1 protein-coding gene is annotated in these 617 nt (G+C 53.3%); it reads right to left on the bottom strand.

What is annotated here, in order from left to right; all coding sequences use genetic code 11:
• On the bottom strand, window positions 1-598 hold a 598-nt coding region (locus M8006_RS17745), incomplete at its 3' end, for an AAA family ATPase (RefSeq protein WP_250084545.1).
• Window positions 599-617 lie beyond the last annotated feature (19 nt).

Genomic DNA, 617 nt, shown 5'->3' with positions numbered 1-617 from the left:
TGGACACGCCGGTCAGCAGCACAAAGTGCAAGTGGGGGTCGGCGTCCTTAATAACGCTGTAAAGGTTCTTTAAACCCTCGCGCAGTTCCCGGGCACGCTCGGGCACCAGGATATTATCCAGAATCGGCTTGTCGTACTCGTCAATCAGGATAACCACGGGCTGGTTGTATTCGCGACGCGCCACCTCGATAAGCTCAGCAAAGGCGTCTGGGATGTCGTGATAGCTTGTCGCCGGTAAGCCTAGTCGCTCGCTATTCTTGGTGAGTTGATAATGAATTCGACGATCCAACTCACTGCGATCTTTAATGACACCATTAGCAAAGCTAATACGAATCACCGGATAGCGCTGTTGCCAGTCCCACTTGTCGTGAATATAAAGCCCGTCAAACAGCGTTTGGCGGCCTTCAAACAAGCAGCGCAGGGTGTCCAGCAACAGGCTTTTGCCGAAGCGGCGTGGCCGCGAAAGGAAGTAGTATTTGTTCTGGTTAACCAGGCGTTCAATATGCGGGGTTTTATCGACGTAGTAATAGTCGCCCTCGCGGATATCTGAGAACGTCTGAATCCCGATGGGGAGCTTACGGCGGTGGGTATCCGGCACGGCTGGCCTCCAGAACAAA

The organism is Halomonas llamarensis, from assembly GCF_023555005.1.
GTDB classification, from domain to species: Bacteria; Pseudomonadota; Gammaproteobacteria; order Pseudomonadales; family Halomonadaceae; genus Vreelandella; species Vreelandella llamarensis.
The sequence above is the reverse complement of the archived record's forward strand: the minus strand, read 5'-3'. Positions and strand labels throughout refer to the sequence as shown.